This is a genomic window from Nonomuraea sp. NPDC059194, assembly GCF_042754765.1.
Classification (GTDB): Bacteria; Actinomycetota; Actinomycetes; order Streptosporangiales; family Streptosporangiaceae; genus Nonomuraea.
The window spans coordinates 48,347-67,257 of sequence record NZ_JBHZBH010000009.1; the positions used below are offsets into that span (position 1 = coordinate 48,347).

Annotated in this window: 17 protein-coding genes; 13 read left to right on the forward strand and 4 right to left on the reverse strand. The window is 71.2% G+C overall.

Going from position 1 to position 18,911, the window contains the following annotated elements; genetic code table 11:
* Positions 1-42 precede the first annotated feature (42 nt).
* Together ACFXJ8_RS14325 and ACFXJ8_RS14330 are read right to left on the reverse strand one after the other, a co-directional pair.
* Positions 43-2,184 carry an anthranilate synthase component I gene (locus tag ACFXJ8_RS14325; RefSeq protein WP_379644318.1) on the reverse strand — a complete coding sequence of 714 codons (2,142 nt, stop codon included), beginning with the start codon at positions 2,182-2,184 and terminating at the stop codon, positions 43-45.
* A 198-nt stretch (positions 2,185-2,382) separates the two neighbouring features.
* Positions 2,383-3,150 carry an SGNH/GDSL hydrolase family protein gene (locus ACFXJ8_RS14330; protein ID WP_379644319.1) on the reverse strand — a complete coding sequence of 256 codons (768 nt, stop codon included), beginning with the start codon at positions 3,148-3,150 and terminating at the stop codon, positions 2,383-2,385.
* 103 nt (positions 3,151-3,253) lie between these two features.
* On the opposite strand from ACFXJ8_RS14330, the gene ACFXJ8_RS14335 reads away from it, so the two are divergent.
* The 3 genes from ACFXJ8_RS14335 to ACFXJ8_RS14345 all read left to right on the forward strand — a co-directional run bounded on the left by ACFXJ8_RS14335 (position 3,254) and on the right by ACFXJ8_RS14345 (position 6,733).
* A complete protein-coding gene (locus tag ACFXJ8_RS14335; RefSeq protein ID WP_379644320.1) occupies positions 3,254-4,825 on the forward strand; it encodes a CocE/NonD family hydrolase in 1,572 nt (523 codons plus the stop codon).
* A 124-nt stretch (positions 4,826-4,949) separates the two neighbouring features.
* Positions 4,950-5,669, forward strand: a complete 720-nt coding sequence (locus ACFXJ8_RS14340) for a hypothetical protein (RefSeq protein ID WP_379644321.1) — start codon at positions 4,950-4,952, stop codon at positions 5,667-5,669.
* Positions 5,670-5,764: 95 nt separating this feature from the next.
* Positions 5,765-6,733 carry a helix-turn-helix transcriptional regulator gene (locus ACFXJ8_RS14345; protein ID WP_379644322.1) on the forward strand — a complete coding sequence of 323 codons (969 nt, stop codon included), beginning with the start codon at positions 5,765-5,767 and terminating at the stop codon, positions 6,731-6,733.
* On the opposite strand, the gene ACFXJ8_RS14350 is transcribed toward ACFXJ8_RS14345, so the two are convergent.
* On the reverse strand, positions 6,730-7,632 hold the full coding sequence (locus tag ACFXJ8_RS14350; protein WP_379644323.1) for an SDR family oxidoreductase: 903 nt from the start codon (positions 7,630-7,632) through the stop codon (positions 6,730-6,732). The two genes, ACFXJ8_RS14345 and ACFXJ8_RS14350, sit on opposite strands and share 4 nt — an antisense overlap.
* Positions 7,633-7,795: 163 nt before the next feature.
* Here ACFXJ8_RS14350 and ACFXJ8_RS14355 point away from each other — a divergent pair, with 163 nt between their 5' ends.
* The 5 genes from ACFXJ8_RS14355 to ACFXJ8_RS14375 all read left to right on the forward strand — a co-directional run bounded on the left by ACFXJ8_RS14355 (position 7,796) and on the right by ACFXJ8_RS14375 (position 11,753).
* Positions 7,796-7,990, forward strand: coding sequence for a DUF3311 domain-containing protein (locus ACFXJ8_RS14355; RefSeq protein ID WP_379644324.1), 195 nt, complete (start codon positions 7,796-7,798; stop codon positions 7,988-7,990).
* The gene (mctP, locus tag ACFXJ8_RS14360) at positions 7,987-9,606 is read left to right on the forward strand and encodes a monocarboxylate uptake permease MctP (protein ID WP_379644325.1); all 1,620 of its coding nucleotides are present in this window, start codon (positions 7,987-7,989) and stop codon (positions 9,604-9,606) included. The genes ACFXJ8_RS14355 and mctP (ACFXJ8_RS14360) overlap by 4 nt, the downstream gene beginning before the upstream one ends.
* A gap of 103 nt (positions 9,607-9,709) precedes the next feature.
* The gene (locus ACFXJ8_RS14365) at positions 9,710-9,919 is read left to right on the forward strand and encodes a DUF3311 domain-containing protein (protein WP_379644326.1); all 210 of its coding nucleotides are present in this window, start codon (positions 9,710-9,712) and stop codon (positions 9,917-9,919) included.
* Positions 9,916-11,511: a monocarboxylate uptake permease MctP gene (mctP, locus tag ACFXJ8_RS14370; RefSeq protein ID WP_379644327.1), complete on the forward strand. Its 1,596-nt coding sequence runs from the start codon at positions 9,916-9,918 to the stop codon at positions 11,509-11,511. Before ACFXJ8_RS14365 ends, mctP (ACFXJ8_RS14370) begins: the two co-directional genes overlap by 4 nt.
* Positions 11,512-11,621: 110 nt before the next feature.
* Positions 11,622-11,753, forward strand: coding sequence for a hypothetical protein (locus tag ACFXJ8_RS14375; protein WP_379644328.1), 132 nt, complete (start codon positions 11,622-11,624; stop codon positions 11,751-11,753).
* 22 nt (positions 11,754-11,775) lie between these two features.
* On the opposite strand, the gene ACFXJ8_RS14380 is transcribed toward ACFXJ8_RS14375, so the two are convergent.
* A complete protein-coding gene (locus ACFXJ8_RS14380) occupies positions 11,776-12,384 on the reverse strand; it encodes a TetR/AcrR family transcriptional regulator (RefSeq protein ID WP_379644329.1) in 609 nt (202 codons plus the stop codon).
* Positions 12,385-12,818: 434 nt separating this feature from the next.
* Between ACFXJ8_RS14380 and ACFXJ8_RS14385 the strand changes: the two genes are divergently transcribed.
* Genes ACFXJ8_RS14385 through ACFXJ8_RS14405 form a run of 5 tightly spaced genes read left to right on the forward strand, consistent with a single transcriptional unit; the run spans position 12,819 to position 18,878 of the window.
* On the forward strand, positions 12,819-14,210 hold the full coding sequence (locus tag ACFXJ8_RS14385) for a protein kinase (RefSeq protein ID WP_379644330.1): 1,392 nt from the start codon (positions 12,819-12,821) through the stop codon (positions 14,208-14,210).
* Entirely contained in the window at positions 14,207-15,007 is an 801-nt protein-coding gene (locus ACFXJ8_RS14390) for a hypothetical protein (protein ID WP_379644331.1), read from the forward strand. Before ACFXJ8_RS14385 ends, ACFXJ8_RS14390 begins: the two co-directional genes overlap by 4 nt.
* A gap of 39 nt (positions 15,008-15,046) precedes the next feature.
* Complete coding sequence (locus ACFXJ8_RS14395) at positions 15,047-16,141, forward strand: hypothetical protein (RefSeq protein WP_379644332.1); 1,095 nt, start codon at positions 15,047-15,049, stop codon at positions 16,139-16,141.
* Positions 16,138-17,586: a hypothetical protein gene (locus ACFXJ8_RS14400; protein ID WP_379644333.1), complete on the forward strand. Its 1,449-nt coding sequence runs from the start codon at positions 16,138-16,140 to the stop codon at positions 17,584-17,586. The genes ACFXJ8_RS14395 and ACFXJ8_RS14400 overlap by 4 nt, the downstream gene beginning before the upstream one ends.
* Complete coding sequence (locus ACFXJ8_RS14405) at positions 17,583-18,878, forward strand: AAA family ATPase (protein ID WP_379644334.1); 1,296 nt, start codon at positions 17,583-17,585, stop codon at positions 18,876-18,878. The genes ACFXJ8_RS14400 and ACFXJ8_RS14405 overlap by 4 nt, the downstream gene beginning before the upstream one ends.
* The last annotated feature ends 33 nt before the right edge of the window (positions 18,879-18,911 follow it).

The following is an 18,911-nucleotide window of genomic DNA, read 5'->3' on the forward strand; positions in this document are numbered from 1 at the left end:
GAACGGACCCCGGCGAGGAGTGGTCGCCGGGGTCCGGGGCGGTCAGGGTCTGCGGGTCAGGCGGAGCACGTTCGCGATGATCTTCGCGCCCGCGCCGCCCTCCGCCGTCAGGATCGACTCGGGGTGGAACTGGACGGCGAAGCGCCGGTTGGCCACGTCCTCGATCGCCATCACGTTGCCGTCGGGCGTCAGCGCCGTGGGCGTGAACCCGATCACGCCGGGCCGCTTGGCGTGCAGCGAGTGGTAGCGGGCGGCGACGAACTCGGCGGGCAGCCCGTCGAGCAGGGCGCTGTCGCCGAGCCTGGAGACGTGGCCGCGCTTGCCGTGCTCGGGGTAGTCGAGCAGTTCGAGCGTGCCGCCGGCCTGCTCGACCATGGCCTGCAGGCCGAGGCAGACGCCGAAGACCGGCAGGCCCCTGGCGTACAGCTGGTCGATGAGGGCGGACATCCCGAAGTCGGACGGCCAGCCCGGACCCGGTGACAGGACCACCAGGTCGGGGGCGATCCTGTCGATCATCTCCACGGGGAAGCCGTGGCGCAGGGTGACGACGTCGGCGCCCTCCTGGCGGAAGTAGTCGGCCAGGGTGTTGACGAAGGAGTCTTCGTGGTCGACGAGCAAGATCTTCATGCCCTGTCCCGGCTGCTCCCGCACCGTGGCCGGCGCGACCGGCGAGGTGCGGTTGACGGCGGCAAGGGCGCCGAGCAGGGCGCTGGCCTTGAGCTCGGTCTCGCGCTCCTCGGACTCGGGGTCGGAGTCGAACAGCAGGGTCGCCCCCGCCCTGACGGTCGCCACGCCGTGTTTGATCTGGGCGGTGCGCAGGGTCAGGCCGGTGTTCATGGAGCCGTCGAAGCCGATGAAGCCGATCGCGCCGCCGTACCATCTGCGGGTGGTGGCCTCGTGGTCCTCGATGAACTGCATCGCCCACGTCTTGGGGGCGCCGGTGACGGTGACGGCCCACATGTGGGTGAGGAAGGCGTCGAGGGCGTCGAACTCGGGGCGCAGGCGGCCCTCGATGTGGTCGACGGTGTGGATCAGGCGGGAGTAGAGCTCGATCTGGCGCCGGCCGATGACCTGCACGCTGCCGGGGACGCAGATGCGCGACTTGTCGTTGCGGTCGACGTCGGTGCACATCGTCAGCTCGGACTCCTCCTTCACGCTGGTCAGGAGGGTGCGGATGGCCTCGGCGTCCTCGACGGGGTTGGAGCCGCGGGCGATGGTGCCGGAGATGGGGCAGGTCTCGACCCGGTCGCCGGTGACGCGGACGTACATCTCGGGTGAGGCGCCGACGAGGTGCTCGCCGTCGCCGAGGTTGATGATGAACTCGTAGGGGGCGGGGTTGGACTGGCGCAGGCTGCGGTAGAAGGCCGACGGGTCGGTGCAGGTGGCGTGGAAGACCTGGCCGGGCACGACCTCGAACAGGTCGCCGCGCTTGAACTTCTCCTTGGCCGCCGCGACGACGGTGGCGTAGGTGCCCTTCTCGGGGTCCTTGGGGATCTCGGTGGGCATGACCTGCGGGAAGGTGTCGCCGGCCCGCTCCAGGCCCTTGGTGGACAGGCCGTCGACGGTGAACTCGTAGCGGTACTCCACGCACGTCTCGCGCTGGCGGTCGATGACGACGAGCCTGTCGGGCAGGTGCAGGACCAGGTCGCGCTGGTCTGCGGGCCGTTCGAGCTCGTGCCTGATCGGCTCGAACTGGAAGGCGAGGTCGTAGCCGAACGCGCCGTACAGGCCGAGGTGCGGGTCCTCGCCCTTGAAGGCGGCGATGACCTCGCGGATGGCGGTGAACACCGTCGGGCGGCGGCTGCGCATCTCCTCGGGCAGCACCTCGCCTGGTTCGGCGCCCGGCTCGGCGATGTGCACCTCGACGTGGGTGTCGGTCGGCTCGGAGACGGGCTTGCCCGCCGCCAGCAGGCAGGAGGCCAGCGCGGGCAGCACCACCTTGCCGCGCTCGTTGAGCGCGCGCGCCGCGATCGTGCGGCCCCTGGCCACGAGCTCGACGCAGGGATCCACGTAGCCGAAGGCCCATCGGCTGTAGCGGCCCGGGTAGTCCATGCCGGAGGAGAACGCGCCGCCGCGTCGCTCGCCCAGCGCGGTCACGATCTCCTCGAGGGCCGCCTCGGGCACCTCACGTACCTCACGCTCGACGCTGACGCCCCCAGCGGTGGTATATCCGCTCGTCTCCACTCAAAGCCCCTTGCTAGCTCATAAGCCCCGGGAGGAGACAGGAAAGGCCGCCTTCCGGGGCGGCCGTCCGTTGAGGAATGCGAATCTCGCGCCGCCTAGGAGCGGCGCCACCACTGAAGCTGCAAGCGGATTCGCATGCCGCAAGCGTAGCCGCCGCATCGGAGATCATGCAACGCGACACCCGAGGGCGCCCCGCCTTCAGGAGACCGGGTCCAGCGGGGCCAGTTCCGGGCGCTTGGGGTCGACGCCGTCGCCGGAGGAGCGTCCGTGGATCCGCCTGCTGATCCACGGGCCGAGGTACTGCCTGGCCCAGCGCAGATCGTCCCTGCGCGCGTCGGCCCACTGCGGCGGCAGCAGCGGTGGGTACGGCTCGCGCCAGTCCTGCTCGACCGCGACCCCGATCACCTCGGCCGCGCGCAGCGCCACCCTGCGGTGGCCGTCGGGCGACAGGTGGAGCCTGTCCTCGTTCCACGCCCGCCGGTCGCGCAGCACCGCCATCGGCCACAGGTCGACCAGGTGGGCGTCGTGGCGGCGGGCGATGTCGTGGATGTGCAGGTTGAAGATCTCGATCTTGCTGTGCGCCAGCCGCATCACCGGGACCTGGCGCAGGTCGAAGCCGGTGAACAGGATCACCTTGGCCCCCGCGGCGTTCAGCGCCGCCACGCCCTCTTCCAGCCTGGCGGCGACCACCTCGGGCCCGCTGCCGGGTCGCAGGATGTCGTTGCCTCCCGCGCACAGCGACACCAGGTCGGGGCGCAGGTCGGCGGCCCTCGGCACCTGGTCGCCGACGATCTCGTCGATCAGGCGGCCGCGCACGGCCAGGTTGGCGTAGCGCAGGCCGGGCTGTTCGGCCTCGATGTGCTCGGCGAGCCGGTCGGCCCATCCTCTGTACCCGACGTCCGCGGGGTCCTCGAGGCCTTCGGTGAAGCTGTCCCCCAGAGCGACATACGACGTGATTCGTCCCATGACCGGACAGTGTGCCAAGGGTGGATCACCTTACGCGACCGTAGCCGCCGGCGTGAGCGGGGTCACCTTGCCCGGGTTCGGTGCCGTCTGTTACTGGTTGGTAATGCGCGTTCGAGCCCACCGGGATCTGCCCGTCCCCATGCCGGACGGGGTGACGCTGCTCGCCGACCGCTACGAGCCGATCGGGGCCGAGCGGGCGCCGGTGATCCTGATCCGCTCGCCGTACGGCAGGCGCGGCCTGTTCGGGCTCGCCTACGGGCGCGGCTTCGCCCGGCACGGCTTCCAGGTCGTGATCCAGAGCTGCAGGGGCGGGTTCGGCTCGGGAGGGCTGCTCGACCCGCTCGGCGACGAGCACGACGACGGCATGGCGACCGTCGAGTGGATGCGCCGCCAGGAGTGGTACCCGGGGACGTTCGCGATGCACGGGCCCTCCTATCTCGGCTACACGCAGTGGGCGATCGCGCCGTACGCCGGGCCTGAGCTGAAGGCGATGGCCACGCAGATCACCGCCTCGCAGTTCAGGGACGCCGCCTACGTGGGCGGGGCGTTCGCGCTGGAGTCGGCGCTGAGCTGGACGACGCTGACCAACGGGATGTCGCGCAGGTTCGGCGGCGCCTCGGTGTGGACCGCGCCGCGGCTGACCAGGAGGGCGGTGCTGTCGGGGCGGCCGGTGGCCGAACTCGACCTGGTGTCGGCGGGCCAGCCGATGCCGTTCTACCAGGATCTCCTCGCGCATCACGCGGATCCGGCCGTGCCGTACTGGGACAGGCGGGACTTCTCTGCACGGGTCGGGGAGGTGGAGGCGGCGGTCACCATGCTGGGCGGCTGGTACGACGTGTTCCTGCCGTGGCAACTGCGCGACTACCTGGCGATGCGGGCCGCGGGGCGGCGGCCGTACCTGACGATCGGGCCCTGGTGGCACATCGACGTCAGGCACGGCGCGGTGACCAGGGCGGAGGCGCTGGCCTGGTTCAAGGCGCACCTTCTCGGCGACCCGTCGGGGCTGCGGGACTCGCCGGTGCGGCTGTACGTGACGGGCGCCGAGCAGTGGCGCGACTACCCCGACTGGCCGGTGCCGGGAACGCGCGCCGAGCGGTGGCACCTGCAGCGAGCGTTCGGGCTCGGGCCCGACGGGCCGCTGGAGTCGGCGCCCGACTCCTACCGTTACCACCCCGGCCACCCGACGCCCGTGCTGGGCGGTCCCGTCCTGCTGGCCGACTCCCGGCCGCGTGACCAGCGCAGGCTGGAGGCGCGCAGGGACGTGCTCGTCTACACCTCGCCCGTCCTGCGCCGCGACATCGAGGCGATCGGGCCGGTGTCGGCCGAGCTGTACGTGCGGTCGAGCACGCCGTACGTCGACGTCGTGGTGCGGGTGTGCGACGTGCATCCCGACGGGCGGTCGATGAACGTCTGCGAGGGCGTGCGGCGGCTCACCCCGGGCGACGCGGGCGAGATCCGCAAGGTGCAGGTCGACCTGTGGCCGATCGCCCACCGGTTCGCCAGAGGGCACCGGATCAGGGTGCACGTGGCGAGCGGCGCCTACCCGACGATCGCCCGGAATCCGGGCACGGGCCACCCGCTGGGGCTCGACGGGCCGACGGTGCCCGCCGACGTGGAGGTCTTCCACGACCCCGAGCGGCCTTCCGCGCTCGTGCTCCCACTTGCGGGCGCTTGAGTCACTTGCAGATCACTTTCTGTCAGCGGCGGTAAGAACGCTGCAGGTAGAGGGCTGCATAACTGAGTCACCAGCCCCCGGCGTCAATCACCGGACCGGGGTATCCACACTCAGGAGCAGCACCATGAAGCGCACGTCGCTCGGCCTGGCCGTCCTTACGATCGCCGGCCTCACGTTCACCGTCACCTCCACCGCCACCGCGTCGGCCGCCTCGGCGGATCCAGGTCCCGAGACCTGTCGCCAGGGCTACGTGTGGCGGGAGGCCAGGGTTTCCGACCTGGTCTGCGTCAAGCCCGAGACCCGTACCCGGGTGGCCGCCGACAACGCCGTCCGCCACAGCCGATGGACCATGGGCGCGTTCGGCCCGCGCACGTGCGTCGCCCCCTACGTCTGGCGTGAGGCCTTCGCGGGCGACGACGTCTGCGTCACCACCCGCCAGCGCGCGCTGACGGCCAAGGACAACAGCCTCGGCGCCAGGCGCAAGGTGCTGGCCAAGATGTGGATCACCAGGTACACGATCGGGCCGAGGGACCACGGCGACGGGACGGCGAGCACGACCTCGACCGACAGCATCGCGCGGCTGAAGCTGAACGGCAGCCACTACAACTTCGGCCAGGTGAAGGTGGCCATCAGGTGGAGCCACAACGACAAGCTGTACTGGCACGGCTCGGTGAACGCGACCGGCCACTCCGGGCACGCGGGCGGGTCGTTCGGGTTCAAGACGGGCAAGTTCGACTGCTCGGCTCCCGGCAAGGCGCCCAACGCGTACGCGTACGCCTATGACACGCAGTCGGGCCGGTTCTCGGCGCGGGTGCCCGTGCGGGTCGGCTGCAAGGTCCTGTGAGGACTCTCCCTTCGTGCGGGCCTGCCTTCCTCCAGGGAATGGCAGGCCCGCCGCTTTGCGCGGGCTTCGTGGGACGGGATCGGTAGAGTCGGGGCGTGCGGGCCGCCCGGTTGATGTCGCTGGTGCTCCTGCTCCAGGGACGGGGTGGGATGACGGCCGCCGAACTGGCCCAGGAGCTGGAGGTCTCCGAGCGCACCATCCACCGTGACGTGCTCGCCCTCTCGGAGGCGGGCATCCCCGTCTACGCCGACAGGGGAAGGGCGGGCGGCTACCGGCTCATCGACGGTTACCGCACCAGGCTGACCGGCCTGGACAGGGCCGAGGCCGAGGCGCTGTTCCTGTCGGGCGTGCCCGACGCCCTGCGTGACATGGGCCTGCGTGACGTCGCCACCGCCGCCAGGCTGAAGGCGACCGCCGCGCTCGCGCCCGGCCTGCGCGACGCGCCCGCCACCGCCGCCCAGCGCTTCCACCTCGACGCGCCCGGCTGGTTCGCCAGCGACACCCCGCCGCCCGAGTCGCTGGCCCCGCTGGCCAGGGCGGTGTGGGGCGACCATCCCGTGAGCGCGCGGTACAAGGGCGCCGAACGCGCCGTCGAGCCGTACGGGCTGGTGCTGAAGGCGGGCGTCTGGTACCTGGCGGGCCGCTCGGGCGAGCGCCTGCTGGTCTACCGGGTGGACCGCTTCACCGACGTGAGCGTGCGGACGCAGGCGCGCTTCGACCGCGACCCCGCCTTCGACCTGGCCGCGTTCTGGGGTGAGCGGTCCGAGCAGTTCACCCGCTCGCTGCTGCGGACCCAGATCACGCTGCGGCTGTCCGCCGCGGGCCTGCGGATGCTGCGGCACGTGGCCGACGCCGCCGCGCTGGCCGACGCGCGGGCGTCGGCCAGTGCGGACGGCACGGTCGTGCTGGCGGTCGAGTCGCTGGAGGTCGCCTACAGCCAGGTGCTGGCCTTCGGCCCCGAGGCGGAGGTGCTGGAGCCCGCCGAATTGCGCGCGCTCATGGTGAAGGCGGCGGCCCGGCTGTCGGCTCTGTACGGCAGGCCGCAACCCGAAGCGGCGGACTAGCGGTAGTCGGCGGGGTCCGCGGTCTTTCCGGCCTCGCGGACCTCCACGATCCAGCCCCACACGTCGGGCCTGCTGCCGTCCAGGTCGGTGAAGCCGTACTCCTTGGCCAGCTCGCCGCTGGAGACGGAGGCGCCCGACCAGCGCATCCGGTCGGGGTCGGTCACGAGCGCGGCCACGGCCCTGCCGGTGAAGGCGGGGGTTTCGGACAGGATGAAATCCTCGTGGACCTTGACTCCTTCGCGCCAGTTCTCCTCGGTGACACCGAAGTTCTCCAGCATCATCTCCGAGCGCAGGAAGCCAGGCGTGATCGCCACCGCCGCGCACCCGTGCGGGCGCAGCTCGTGCGACTGGGCGAAGGCCAGCCTGTTCACCGCGGTCTTGGCCAGGTCGTAGAAGATCGAGTTGCGGTAGCGGGTGCCGTTGAAGTCGGCCGTGCCGTCGGTGACCTCGACGACGAGCCCACCGGGCCTGCGGATCAGCAGCGGCAGCGCGTGGTGGCTGGTGATGAGATGGGTGTCGATCGCCAGGCGCAGCAGCCGCAGCCCCTTGTCGAGGTCGTGGTCCCACACCGTCGTGTCGAACGTCCAGAGCGGGTCGGCGCCCCAGACGTCGTTGACGAGCACGTCGAGCCTGCCCTGCTCGCGGTCGATCCGCTCGATCAGCTCCTTGACCTGGGCGGGGTCCAGGTGGTCGGTCCGTACGGCGATGCCCTTGCCGCCCGCCTCGGTGACCAGCTCGGCGGTCTCCTCGATCGTCTCCGGCCTGTCCATCTCCGAGCGCTGCCCGCGCGTGCTGCGTCCTGTGCAGTAGACCGTGGCTCCGATGGCCCCCAGTTGTACGGCGATGCCCCTGCCCGTTCCCCTGGTGGCGCCCGCGACCAGCGCGACTGTTTCGTTCATGGGTCGATCGTCGCGCGAAAGCCCGACATCCTCTGTCATGTTTTCGCCAAGCCCGCCGTAGCTGAGCTGACCGTTCGGCGCGGGGACTCTACCGTTCGGCGATCGGAGACCCGCCCGAAACCGTGGCGTACTTACAGTGCCGGGCAACGGAAGGGAGAAGGCCTTGCCCGGTGACAACCGCGACCGCAGCCCCTGGTACTGGCTGTTGCTCATCCCGATCGCGATCCCCCTCATGACGTTCCTCTACAACGCCGCCGAACCCAGGCTGTTAGGGTTCCCGCTCTTCTACTGGCTCCAGCTCGCCTTCATCGTCCTGGGCGTCGCGACGACGACCATCGTCTACAGGATGACCCGATGAACCCGGGCGAGCACGTCACCGAGATCGTCATCTTCACCGTGCTGTTCCTGGTGGTCAGCGGGATGGGCTTCGTGGCCTCGCGCTGGCGGCGCCCCCAGGACCTGGCGTCGCTGCACGAGTGGGGGCTCGGCGGGCGCAACTTCGGCTCGTGGATCACCTGGTTCCTGATCGGCGGCGACCTCTACACCGCCTACACCTTCGTCGCGGTGCCCGCGCTGCTGTTCGGCGCGGGGGCGATGGGCTTCTTCGCCGTGCCGTACACGGTGGTGGTCTATCCGCTGGTCTTCCTGATCCTGATCAGGCTCTGGTCGGTCTCGCACGTGCACGGCCTGGTCACCCCGGCCGACTTCGTCCGTCTCAGGTTCGGCTCGCCGACGCTGGCGCTGCTGGTGGCCGTCACCGGCATCGTGGCCACGATGCCGTACATCGCGCTGCAGCTGGTCGGCATCGAGGCGGTGCTGAAGACGATGGGGATCGGGGGCAGCGGCGGCTTCCTGTCGGACCTGCCGCTGATCATCGCGTTCATCATCCTCGCCGCCTACACCTACCAGTCGGGCCTGCGGGCGCCCGCGCTGATCGCGTTCGTCAAGGACATCCTCATCTACCTGGTGATCATCGTCGCGATCGTCTACATCCCGGCCAGGCTCGGCGGCTGGGAGGTGATCTTCGGCAAGGCGCAGGAGAAGTTCGCCGCGACACCCGCGCCGGGTGACGGGATCCTGCTCAACGCCAACAACCAGCTACAGTACGTCACGCTCGCGCTGGGCTCGGCGCTGGCGCTGTTCCTGTACCCGCACAGCGTCACCGGCGTGCTGGCCTCCAAGAACCGCGGCGTGATCAAGCGGAACATGTCGGCGCTGCCCGCCTACTCCCTGCTGCTCGGCCTCATCGCGCTGCTGGGCTACATGGCGATCGCGGCGGGCGTCAAGCCGATCGGCACCGACAACAACACCGTCGTCCCCGTGCTGTTCGACCGGATGTTCCCCGACTGGTTCACCGGGATCGCGTTCGCGGCGGTCGGCATCGGGGCGCTGGTGCCCGCGGCCATCATGTCGATCGCCGCGGCGAACCTGTTCACCCGCAACATCTACAAGGAGTACGTCAACAAGCAGGCCACCGACGCCCAGGAGGCGAAAGTCAGCAAGCTCACCTCGCTGGTGGTGAAGGTGGGCGCGGTGCTGTTCATCCTGGTCATCGACCCGCAGTTCTCCATCGACCTGCAGCTCATCGGCGGTGTGATCATCCTGCAGACGCTGCCGTCGGTGGCGATCGGGCTGTTCACCCGGTGGTTCCACAAGGCCGGGCTGATCGCGGGATGGATCGCGGGCATGGGCGGCGGCCTGCTGCTGCTCTACAACATCGAGAATCCGGTGACCAAGCACGCGCACTTCGGCGGGTCGGCCTTCCCGCTGAAGGACTTCGGCTTCGACACCAAGATGACGATCTACGCGGGCTTCCTGGCGCTGCTGCTCAACCTGGTCGTCGCGATCGTGGGCACGATCGTGGCCAGGGCCGCGAAGGTGGCCGACGGCCCCGACGGGACCAGACCCGATCACTTCACCGCCGACGAGGGCGATCCGAGGGTCACGGATCTTGACCTCAGCTCGTCCACATAGTGAGACGCGGCAGTTTAAGCCAAACCGTAATGTCTCAGTAATTGGGATTAATACCTCCGGAACGTTAGTCTGCGGGAAACATACTCACGTTCCGGAGGATCCCTTGACCACCCCCGAATCCGGACAGGATCGGACCGACCGCAGTCCATGGAACTGGCTGCTGTTCGTGCCGATCGTGTTGCCGCTTCTGACGTTCCTGTTCAACGCTGACGAGCCGAGGCTGGCGGGCTTCCCGCTGTTCTACTGGCTCCAGCTGGCCTTCATCCTCGTCGGGGTGGCCTGCACGACCATCGTCTACCGGATGACCAAGTGAGCGGGCACACGACCGAGCTGGTCGTCTTCATCGCGCTGTTCCTGGTCGTCAGCGGCATGGGCTTCGTGGCGGCCAGATGGCGCAGGCCCGACAACATCGAGAGCCTCAACGAGTGGGGTCTCGGCGGGCGCAACTTCGGCTCGTGGATCACCTGGTTCCTGGTCGGCGGCGATCTCTACACCGCCTACACCTTCGTGGCCGTCCCCGCCCTGGTCTTCGGCGCGGGCGCGCTCGGTTTCTACGCGCTGCCGTACACGGTGGTGGTCTACCCGCTGGTCTTCCTCGTGCTGGCGCGCATGTGGTCGGTCTCGCACGTGCACGGGTTCGTCACGCCCGCCGACTTCGTCAGGGCGCGCTTCGGCTCGCCGACGCTGGCGCTGCTGATCGCCATCACCGGCCTGATCGCCACCATGCCGTACATCGCGCTGCAGCTGGTCGGCATCGAGGCGGTGCTGAAGGCGATGGGCATCACCGGGCACCTGCCGATCATCATCGCGTTCGCGATCCTGGCGGCCTACACCTACCAGTCGGGCCTGCGGGCCCCGGCGCTGATCGCCTTCGTCAAGGACACGCTCATCTACATCGTGATCCTGGCGGCGGTCATCTACATCCCGGCCAAGCTCGGCGGCTGGGGCAACATCTTCGACGCGGCCGCGGCCAAGTTCGCCAAGACCCCGGCGCCTGGCGACGGCATCATGCTCACCGCCAACAACCAGCTGCAGTACATCACGCTGGCCTTCGGCTCGGCGCTGGCGCTGTTCCTCTACCCGCACAGCCTCACCGGCGTGCTGGCCGCCAAGAACCGTAACGTGATCAAGCGGAACATGTCGGCGCTGCCTGCCTACAGCTTCCTGCTCGGCCTGATCGCGCTGCTCGGCTACATGGCGATCGCGGCGGACGTGAAGCCGATCGGCGCCGACGGCAACACCGTCGTCCCCGTGCTGTTCGACCAGATGTTCCCCGACTGGTTCACCGGCGTGGCCTACGCGGCGATCGGCATCGGGGCGCTGGTGCCGGCGGCCATCATGTCGATCGCGGCGGCGAACCTGTTCACCCGCAACATCTACAAGGAGTACATCAACAAGCAGGCCAGCGACGCCCAGGAGGCCAAGGTCTCCAAGCTCGTCTCCCTGGTCGTCAAGGTCGGCGCGGTGCTGTGCATCCTGATGCTCGACCCGCAGTTCTCCATCGACCTGCAGCTCATCGGCGGCGTGATCATCCTGCAGACGCTGCCCTCGGTGGCACTGGGCCTCTACACCCGGTGGTTCCACAAGGGCGGTCTCATCGCGGGCTGGGCCGCGGGCCTGGCGGCCGGCATGTGGATGCTCTACCTCATCCCGAACCCCGCCAAGGGCAAGCTGCACTTCGGCGGGTCGGCCTTCCCGCTGAACAACTTCGGCTTCGACACCACGATGACGATCTACGCGGGTGCGATCGCGCTGACCGTCAACCTCGTGGTCGCCGCGGTGGTCACGCTGATCCTGCGCGCGGCCAAGGTGGCCGACGGAGTGGACGCCACCTCCCGCTCGGAGTACTTCGCCGACGAGGGCGACCCGCGGGTCAAGGACCTGGACCTGTCCGGCTCCCACTGACCTCTCGGCCGTACGGCACAGGGCCCGTCTCCCGTGGCGGAGGCGGGCCTGTGGCGTTCGTCCGGAGCCTGACAATCCGCGGCGGCTCCCCGACGACGACCATGAACCGGGTGAGCGTGGTGACGACGCCGCGGGCCGTCGCCGGATCCGGGCTCTCCGTGGACCAGTGGGCGCGCGTGGAGGCGGCGCCCCAGGCCGGGGTGCGGAATTGGGTGGGCGCGCGTCAGCACCGGGTACGGTGACCCGCCGCGGTGTGCGGGACGTTCAGGAGCGGCGTGGCGGTCCGGGGGCGGTGGCGCTCCTCGGGGTGAAGGCGGCCACGACGACGTCGACCAGGCCCTCCACCACCTGCGCGCGGTCGACCTCGGGGTGTTCGAGCCACCAGTCGCCGGTCGTCTGCACCATGCCGACGAAGGCGTGGCCGAGGATCTGCGCGCGCACGGGGTCGGCCACGACCTCCTCGGCCGCCAGCACCGCGCCCAACTCCTCGCCGAGACCGCGCACCAGCGCCGTCATGTGGGATCGGACGCTGGTGTCCTCGACGCTGGCCCGGTGGAACAGGAACCGGTAGAGGTTGAGGTTGGCCGAGATGAGGTCGAGGTAGACCTCGATGGCCGCGCGGGCGCGGCGGCGCGGGTCGGTCCTGACCCTGGCGAACTCCGGGCGCAGCTGCGAGACGACCCTGCTCACGTGGCGGTCGGCCAGCGCCTGGTAGAGGCCGCTCTTGTCGCCGAAGTGCCGGTAGAGGATCGGCTTGGTGATCCCGGCCTCCGCCGCGATGGCCGCCATCGACACCTCGGGCCCCTCACGCAGGATGGCCCGGTCGGCGGCGTCGAGCAGCGCCCTGCGCCGATCGGGGTCCCTGCCGTTCACTGGCCCAGGATAGCCCTGGCCACGTCGGCGTCCACTGGGTGAAGGCGGTCGTCCGCGCGGCCCGCCGTGAAGGAATGGTGATGGGCCCCGGCTTCCGTCCCCCGCCCCTCTCCCCTACGTGCACCGCCTCCCCTACGTGCACCGCCGTCGCCCCTCCGTGTCCCTCCGCCCGCGACGGTGTGATGCTCGGGGTCCAGGCTTGCGGTGAGCGGGCCGAGAGTCGCTGACCACTCTTCGCGCATTCCGCCCAGGGACGCGCTCCCCCGGAAGTCGGAACCCGGTGAACACAGGGAGCGCGGCCCGCCATTTCGCGGCGCGGGAGAGCTCCCTTCGGCACCCGGGAAGCGCGTGGACACATGCGGGTAGTGGGCCCATTCGATCTGTCGGAGCCGGGCGGTAGTCTGCCGCACCAGGATCGCGATCGGAGGTGGGCTGTGGCGCCCGAGGTGCCAGGCTACGAGGTGCTCGGCCTGCTGGGCCAGGGCGGCTTCGGCGTCGTCTACCAGGCCAGGCAGCTGGCGGTGGGCAGGGAGGTGGCGCTCAAGGTCGACAGCAGGGTGCTCGTCTCCGAGCGCGACCAGCGGCGGTTCATGCGCGAGGTCACCTCGGCGGGCGCGCTGTCGGGGCATCCGCACGTGGCCGCCGTCTACGACGCAGGGGTGCTGCGCGACGGCAGGCCGTACATGGTGCTGGAGCTGTGTCCCGGCGGGTCGCTGGCCGACCGGATGCGCACCGGGGTCCTGCCCGTGGCCGAGGTGCGTGACATCGGGGTCAGGATCGCCGATGCGCTGGCGGCGGCGCACGCGGCAGGAGTGCTGCACCGCGACGTCAAACCGGCCAACATCCTGATCAACGGTTACGGCCACGTCGTGCTGTCCGACTTCGGGCTCGCGACCATGCCCGAGCCGGGGGCCGAGGTGTCCGTGACGCGGGAGTCGCTGACGCCCGCATACGCGCCGCCCGAGGCATTCGAGCTGACCGAGCCGAGCGCGACGGGCGACGTCTACTCACTGGCCGCCACCCTCTACGCGCTGCTGTCGGGGCGGCCGCCGCGCTTTCCCGAGTCAGGGGTGGCGAACCTGGCGGTGATCATGGCGCTGCACCGGCAGCCCGTGCCCGAGATCCCCGGCGTGCCGGCGGCCTTCACCGAGGTGCTGAGGCAGGCGCTGGCGAGCGATCGGGGCCGCCGCACTCCGTCGGCGGCCGCCTTCCGCGACGCTCTCACCGCCCTGCCTCCCGACGCGTACCTGGGCGGTGGCGTGCCCGGGTCGCGGGAGGACGCGGGGGGTTGGAGTGCGGCCGGTGAGGGGTCGCTGCCGTCGCATGGCGTACGGCCCTCCGCACCCAGCGGTCCGCGGGGTGGGTGGCCTTCGGCTCAGACGGGGGCGGGGCAGGCCGCGGCGTGGTCGCACGCGCCCACCGGGCCGGGTCACGCCGGGGCCGGTCACGCGGGCCCCGGACCGGTGGGGGCCGGTTACGCGGGGTCTGGACCGGCGAGCGAATGGTCGGGAGCGCACACCGGGGCCGGACACGCGGCGCCTGGACCGGCGGGGGTTGGTCACGCAGGATCGGCAGGCGGATGGGCTGGAGCGCACACTGGGGTCGGGCATGCGGGCAAGGCGCCGCCGGGCGGGTGGGCGGCCGCGCCGACCGGTCCCGGGCTCGGGCATCAGGGCGGATGGCAAGGCGTGCCGGGCGACGGTCTCCACGGGGCCAGGACGGCGCTGTCGGGGCGGGCCTCGATGCGTGGCTACGCCGCCGCCTCCGCGCTGTTCGCCGTGATGATCGCGGTCGGGGTCGTGCTGATGATCCTCGAAAGCCGGTGACAGCCGTGCCCGACGACCTCGACACCCTCGAACGCCGCATCGACGCGCTGCGCACCCGCGTCCGTGCCGCCGTGCGGGACAGGGACCTCTCCCTCGCCCGCCAGTTGCGCGGCGAGCTGCGCAGGGCCGAGCGCGCATGGGACCTCCAGGTCAGCAGCCCGCCCGAGCCCGCCGCAGGACAACACACCATGGCCAGGACGGGGCCGCCGGTGCGGGAGCGGGTGCGCGACGTGCTCGGCCTGCTCCAGGTGCCCGCCGCGGGGCGGCTGGTGGTGAGCGTCTATGAGGCGTTCTTCGCCGAGCCGCTGAAGAGTTCCCAGCTCAGCACGCTCAGGCGCGACGAGGAGCGAACGTTTCGCCGCTCGCCGTACGGCAGGCCTTATTACGTGTGCGCGGCGCTCACCGACCGGCTCACCCCGGCCCGCGGACTGCTGGCGTTGAGCACCTGGCCGCAGGAGCGCAGGGTCGTGGGGCCGCGCAGTCCGAGGGTCGACTTCCTGCTGTCGACGATGCGGGTGGCCGAGCGGCTCGGCGAGCTGGACGAGCCGTCGGCGCAGGCGTGGCGGCTGCTGGCCAGGATGGCGCGCAACGTGCCGGGGGCGGGCGGCGGGTTCGGCGAGCCCGAGCCCGGCGTGGTGGTCGCGGCGGCGCGGGCGGAGCTGGCCGTACACGTGGAAGCCGACACGCGGGAACGCGCCGAGCTGGCCGAACGCGCCGGACGGCAGCTGGATGAGGCCGCGAAACTGTTCGGCGCCACTACGCTGAGCGAGATCGCGAGGAAGGCGGCGTGCGCGTGAGGCTGGCACGACCGGGCACAGGAGCGGAGGCATGAGCGGGTGAACGGGCTCGACGCGCTGAGAGGCACCACCCCCGCCAAACCCCATGACGCCAGGGCGATCGCCGCGCTGGCCGCCAATCCGGGTTGCGCGCGCAGGGCGCTGATGGACGGCGCGGGCGTCGACAAGGATCGGGCGGCCAGGCATCTGGGCTTTCCCGCCCCGTTCGGGCAGTCGCCGTTCGCGATCACCAGGGGCAACGCGTTCGAGGCGCTGGTGAAGGCCGACGGCTGCGCGGAGCTGCTGCGGATGCTGCGTGAGCTGCTGCGGCTGCCGCTCGACGAGGTCGCCTACCATGACGTCCACAACGTGGGCGCCCACCTGCGCCATACGCACACCAGGGCGCTGTTCGACAGGGCGGCGCGGGAGGAGCTGGGCACGCTCTACGACCACCCGCTGCTCAGCCTGCGCATCGCGGGGCACACCGCCTATCTGGAGCCCGACGTGGTGGCCTTCCAGCAGGGCGGGCAGTTCCACATCGTGGAGATCAAGTCGTTCGCGGTGATCGACGGCCAGGCCGACCCTGCGGCCGTCGCGGCGGCGGCCAGGCAGGCGGCGGTGTACGTGCTGGCGCTGCGCACGCTGCTGGAGGAGCTCGGCCACGACCCCCTGCGGGTCGCCCACGACGTGGTGCTGGTCTGCCCCGAGAACTTCGCCAACCGGCCGATCGCCACGCTCGTCGACGTGCGCAGGCAGCTCGCGGTGCTGAAGCGGCAGCTGGCCAGGATGACCTCGATCGACCGGCTGCTGGCCGAGCTGCCCGACGGCGTCACCTTCGACCTGCGTCCTGACGACGAGGGGGTGCCGACCAGACCGGCCGCCGAGCTGGCGCAGGCGCTGCACCAGGTGGCCGCCCGTTACGCGCCCGACTGCCTGTCGACCTGCGACCTGTGTTTCTTCTGCCGTGACGAGGCCCGCCGCGACGGCTCGTCCGACCTGCTCGGGCGGCAGGTGCGCGACGCGCTCGGCGGGGTGGCGACGGTCGAGGAGGCGCTGGCCCTGGCCGAGGGGCGCGGGGAGCCCGCCCCGGGCCAGGAGGAGATCGCCCGCCTGCTCAGAGACGCCGAACGGCTGCGCAGGGAGTGCCTGGCGTGAGCATCCTGACCTCGCTGGCCCGGCTGAGGGCGATCAGGGAGGGGGTGGCGCAGCCGACGGCCACCGTGCGTCACTGCCATGTGGGCGAGCGGCCGATGGTGTTCGTGCCGCTCAAGCTGTCGGGTGAGGCGGCGGCGCCGCTGGCGGCCATGCTCGGCACCGACCGCGACGCCCCTCGGCTGCTCGTGGTGGCCCAGCCGCGCAACAGGGATCTGCGGTTCGCGTTCATGGCGGAGCTGGCGGGGGTGCTGCTGCCGTACGTCGAGAGTTTCGCCGCCCACACCGAGACGATCGAGAAGAAGAACGCCGACCCCTTCGAGCGGGCGCTCGACGCGCCGCAGCTGGTGCTGCCGAACCCCGCGGGCGTGGCGTTCACCCGGCTGCTCGGCCGGTCCACCAGGTTCCGCAGGACCGACGGGCCCTATCCGGTGCCGGAGGAGGTGCCGCTGCTGGGCAGGTGGCTGACCCACTTCGCCGAGCGGGCCGCCCATCCGGGCTCGTCGCTGACGCTGACGGCCACCGAGGAGCTCGGCCGCCACTGGGCCAGCGGGCAGAGCGGTCTCGAGGACGCCAACCTGGCCGCGCTGCTCGGCTGGATCGCGCCGCCGCGGGGGCTGAGCGGACCGGAGGCCGCCGAGGAGGCGGAGGACCCGCTGATCTGGCCGCCGGCGGGGCCCGCGACCGATCCGGGCTTCGACGCCGAGGTGCTCGCCCCGGCGATCGACGACGGCACGGTCGAGCGCGTCACCGAGGCGCTGCGCACGCAGCTCGCGCCGACGTGGGGGCTCATGTGGCAGGCCGTCGACCTGCTGCGCGGGCTGCGCGAGGGGGCGAGCGTGGCGACGCGGTGGGAGGGCGACAGGGCTTCGTTCAGCATGATGGCCCAGCAGATCTCCGAGGGCGCGCCGCCGCAGGCGCGCCGCGACGGCGCGGTCGCCGCTGCCGCGCGCCTGGCCAGGATGGAGCGGGCGCAGGCAGCCTTCGAGGTACAGCGCGCCTACGACGATCCGCTGATCATGGCCGAGTACCGGCTGACCGGCGAGGCGTTCGCGGGCGAGGTGATCGAGACTGACCCCGAGCACACCGAGGGCGAGGGCCGCTCCCGCAAGCTGCGCCCCGTCGTCCTGATCAAGACAGACGATCCGGTACGGCTGCAGCCCGGTGCCGTGCTCGGCACTCCCGACCGCCGCGGCCAGGCCGCCGAGCTGGTCGACGCGCACGAGGGCCTGATCACGCTGAAGATCACCAAGGGCATGGGCAGGGGAAAGACTCCCGCGCCTGGCTCGGTGCCCGAGCTGGGCGAGCGGGTCTGCTACACCTCGCTGACCGACGACTTCCAGGGCTCGGCCGCGCTGCCCGACCGGGAGGCCACCCCGTGGACCCACGGCGGCCCGCCCGAGGAGTACGTCCCGAGCGACGACGACGCCCGGGAGGAGTGGGCATGAGTCCCGAAGAGGTCATCCAGAACGTGCTGGCCGACCTGCCCAGGCACCGCGGCGTGGTCGTCGACTCCCCGCCGGGCGCGGGCAAGTCCACGCTGGTCGTACGGGCCGCCGCGCACCTGGCGGAGACCGGCGAGCCGCTGATGATCGTGGCGCAGACCAACGAGCAGGTCGACGACCTGATCGAGCGCATCGCCGACAAGCATCCCGACCTTGCGGTGGGCCGGCTGTCGGCCTCCGGCTACGTGCCGCCGCTGCGGCTGCTGGAGATCCCGAGCGTCACGGTCGGCACCAGGATCCAGGACCTCAACGACCCGGCCATCGTGATCGCCACCGCCGACAAGTGGGCGTGGATCAGCGGCCGCACCTGGCCATGGGCGATCGTGGACGAGGCCTACCAGATGCGCTCGGACAAGCTGCTGCGCATCGCGGGGCTGTTCGAGCGGGCGCTGTTCGTGGGCGATCCCGGCCAGCTCGACCCGTTCTCTATCGTGGAGGCCGACAGGTGGGCGGGCCTGTCGTGGGATCCGCTGCAGAGCGCCGTGTCGGTGCTGCTGCGCCACAATCCCGACCTGCCCGTCCACCGGCTGCCGGTGTCGTGGCGGCTGCCCGCGTCGGCGGCGCCCGTGGTGTCGCAGGCGTTCTACCCGTTCACGGGGTTCAGGGCGGGCACGGGGCCAGGCGAGCGCGCGATGGAGCTCACCACGAAGGGCATGGGCACGGTGCACGACCGCGCGCTGGAAGAAGCCGCGCGTTCGGGCTGGTCACTGCTGGAGCTGCCGAGCCGCCACACCGTCCGCACCGACGCCGAGGCCGTACAGACGGTGGCGCTGCTGGCGACCAGGCTGCTGCAGCGCGGCGGCGTGTCGTTCTCGGAGAAGGGCGAGCGGCCGGTGACGGCCGACCGGATCGCGGTCGGCGCCGCGCACCGCGACCAGGTGGCGGCCATCAGGAACGCGGGCGTGCCGCCCGAGATCACGGTCGACACCGCCAACCGGCTGCAGGGCAGGGAGTACGACGTGACGGTGGTGCTGCACCCGCTGTCGGGGCGCAGGGACGCCACCGCCTTCCACCTGGAGTCGGGACGGCTGTGCGTGCTGACCTCCCGGCACCGGCACGCCTGCATGGTGGTGGCCAGGGCGGGCATCCCCGAGCTGCTCGACGCCCACCCTTCGGCGGAGACGGTACAGCTCGGGGCGCCGGTGAAGTTCCCCGACGGCTGGGAGGCGAACCAGTCCGTGCTGGAGCACCTGGCCAGGCACCGGATCCGCGCCAGCGACGGCGACCAGCACTGAGGTCCTGAGCACCTCCGCCCGACCATGCGCGCG